Annotated in this window: 2 tRNA genes and 2 rRNA genes; all 4 read left to right on the plus strand. The window is 52.4% G+C overall.

Annotated elements, in window-relative coordinates:
- Positions 1-2,796: ribosomal RNA gene (locus tag ACFC02_RS42100) — 23S ribosomal RNA — on the plus strand; the annotation flags it as partial.
- Between the two features lie 50 nt (positions 2,797-2,846).
- Positions 2,847-2,962, plus strand: a 5S ribosomal RNA gene (gene rrf, locus ACFC02_RS42105).
- Positions 2,963-3,008: 46 nt separating this feature from the next.
- Positions 3,009-3,083 (plus strand) — tRNA-Asn (locus ACFC02_RS42110).
- Between the two features lie 5 nt (positions 3,084-3,088).
- Positions 3,089-3,180, plus strand: a tRNA-Ser gene (locus ACFC02_RS42115).
- Positions 3,181-3,193: the final 13 nt, after the last annotated feature.

Consider the following 3,193-nt stretch of genomic DNA (forward strand, 5'->3'; position numbering starts at 1 on the left):
CCACTGCTAGTAATGGAGTAGTATCCATACCTGAATACATAGGGTATGAGAAGGCATACCCGGGGAACTGAAACATCTAAGTACCTGGAGGAAGAGAAAGCAAATGCGATTTCCTGAGTAGCGGCGAGCGAAACGGAATCTAGCCCAAACCAAGAGGCTTGCCTCTTGGGGTTGTAGGACATTCTATACGGAGTTACAAAGGAACGAGGTAGATGAAGAGGTCTGGAAAGGCCCGCCATAGGAGGTAACAGCCCTGTAGTCAAAACTTCGTTCTCTCCTGAGTGGATCCTGAGTACGGCGGAACACGTGAAATTCCGTCGGAATCCGGGAGGACCATCTCCCAAGGCTAAATACTCCCTAGTGACCGATAGTGAACCAGTACCGTGAGGGAAAGGTGAAAAGCACCCCGGAAGGGGAGTGAAAGAGATCCTGAAACCGTGTGCCTACAAGTAGTCAGAGCCCGTTAACGGGTGATGGCGTGCCTTTTGTAGAATGAACCGGCGAGTTACGATCCCGTGCAAGGTTAAGCAGAAGATGCGGAGCCGCAGCGAAAGCGAGTCTGAATAGGGCGCATGAGTACGTGGTCGTAGACCCGAAACCAGGTGATCTACCCATGTCCAGGGTGAAGTTCAGGTAACACTGAATGGAGGCCCGAACCCACGCACGTTGAAAAGTGCGGGGATGAGGTGTGGGTAGCGGAGAAATTCCAATCGAACCTGGAGATAGCTGGTTCTCTCCGAAATAGCTTTAGGGCTAGCCTCAAGGTAAGAGTCTCGGAGGTAGAGCACTGATTGGACTAGGGGCCCCTACCGGGTTACCGAATTCAGTCAAACTCCGAATGCCAATGACTTATCCTTGGGAGTCAGACTGCGAGTGATAAGATCCGTAGTCGAAAGGGAAACAGCCCAGACCGCCAGCTAAGGTCCCAAAGTATACGTTAAGTGGAAAAGGATGTGGAGTTGCTTAGACAACCAGGATGTTGGCTTAGAAGCAGCCACCATTTAAAGAGTGCGTAATAGCTCACTGGTCGAGTGACTCTGCGCCGAAAATGTACCGGGGCTAAATACACCACCGAAGCTGCGAATTGATACCAATGGTATCAGTGGTAGGGGAGCGTTCTAAGTGCAGTGAAGTCAGACCGGAAGGACTGGTGGAGCGCTTAGAAGTGAGAATGCCGGTATGAGTAGCGAAAGACGGGTGAGAATCCCGTCCACCGAATGCCTAAGGTTTCCTGAGGAAGGCTCGTCCGCTCAGGGTTAGTCAGGACCTAAGCCGAGGCCGACAGGCGTAGGCGATGGACAACAGGTTGATATTCCTGTACCACCTCTTTATCGTTTGAGCAATGGAGGGACGCAGAAGGATAGAAGAAGCGTGCGATTGGTTGTGCACGTCCAAGCAGTTAGGCTGATAAGTAGGCAAATCCGCTTATCGTGAAGGCTGAGCTGTGATGGGGAAGCTCCTTATGGAGCGAAGTCTTTGATTCCCCGCTGCCAAGAAAAGCTTCTAGCGAGATAAAAGGTGCCTGTACCGCAAACCGACACAGGTAGGCGAGGAGAGAATCCTAAGGTGTGCGAGAGAACTCTGGTTAAGGAACTCGGCAAAATGACCCCGTAACTTCGGGAGAAGGGGTGCTTTCTTAACGGAAAGCCGCAGTGAATAGGCCCAGGCGACTGTTTAGCAAAAACACAGGTCTCTGCGAAGCCGTAAGGCGAAGTATAGGGGCTGACGCCTGCCCGGTGCTGGAAGGTTAAGAGGAGCGCTTAGCGTAAGCGAAGGTGCGAATTGAAGCCCCAGTAAACGGCGGCCGTAACTATAACGGTCCTAAGGTAGCGAAATTCCTTGTCGGGTAAGTTCCGACCCGCACGAAAGGCGCAACGATCTGGGCACTGTCTCAACGAGAGACTCGGTGAAATTATAGTACCTGTGAAGATGCAGGTTACCCGCGACAGGACGGAAAGACCCCGTGGAGCTTTACTGCAGCCTGATATTGAATTTTGGTACAGCTTGTACAGGATAGGCGGGAGCCATTGAAACCGGAGCGCTAGCTTCGGTGGAGGCGTTGGTGGGATACCGCCCTGGCTGTATTGAAATTCTAACCTACGGGTCTTATCGACCCGGGAGACAGTGTCAGGTGGGCAGTTTGACTGGGGCGGTCGCCTCCTAAAGTGTAACGGAGGCGCCCAAAGGTTCCCTCAGAATGGTTGGAAATCATTCGTAGAGTGCAAAGGCATAAGGGAGCTTGACTGCGAGACCTACAAGTCGAGCAGGGACGAAAGTCGGGCTTAGTGATCCGGTGGTTCCGCATGGAAGGGCCATCGCTCAACGGATAAAAGCTACCCCGGGGATAACAGGCTTATCTCCCCCAAGAGTCCACATCGACGGGGAGGTTTGGCACCTCGATGTCGGCTCATCGCATCCTGGGGCTGTAGTCGGTCCCAAGGGTTGGGCTGTTCGCCCATTAAAGCGGTACGCGAGCTGGGTTCAGAACGTCGTGAGACAGTTCGGTCCCTATCCGTCGCGGGCGTAGGAAATTTGAGAGGAGCTGTCCTTAGTACGAGAGGACCGGGATGGACGCACCGCTGGTGTACCAGTTGTTCTGCCAAGGGCATCGCTGGGTAGCTATGTGCGGACGGGATAAGTGCTGAAAGCATCTAAGCATGAAGCCCCCCTCAAGATGAGATTTCCCATTCCGCAAGGAAGTAAGATCCCTGAAAGATGATCAGGTTGATAGGTTCGAGGTGGAAGCGTGGCGACACATGGAGCTGACAGATACTAATCGATCGAGGACTTAACCAATTTGAATGTATGCTTACTGTTATCTAGTTTTGAGAGAACACTCTCAATGGTTTGGTGGCGATAGCGAAGAGGTCACACCCGTTCCCATGCCGAACACGGAAGTTAAGCTCTTCAGCGCCGATGGTAGTCGGGGGTTTCCCCCTGTGAGAGTAGGACGCCGCCAAGCTTTTTTATTTTATCTACCATGTTTTTGTTTATGAAGCTTATAATATTCCGCAGTAGCTCAGTGGTAGAGCTATCGGCTGTTAACCGATCGGTCGTAGGTTCGAATCCTACCTGCGGAGCCATTATTGGAGAGCTGTCCGAGTGGTCGAAGGAGCACGATTGGAAATCGTGTAGGCGGTCAACTCCGTCTCAAGGGTTCGAATCCCTTGCTCTCCGCCACTGATACTTATAC

The sequence above is a fragment of the Streptomyces sp. NPDC056160 genome (assembly GCF_042268205.1).
Lineage (GTDB): Bacteria > Actinomycetota > Actinomycetes > Streptomycetales > Streptomycetaceae > Streptomyces.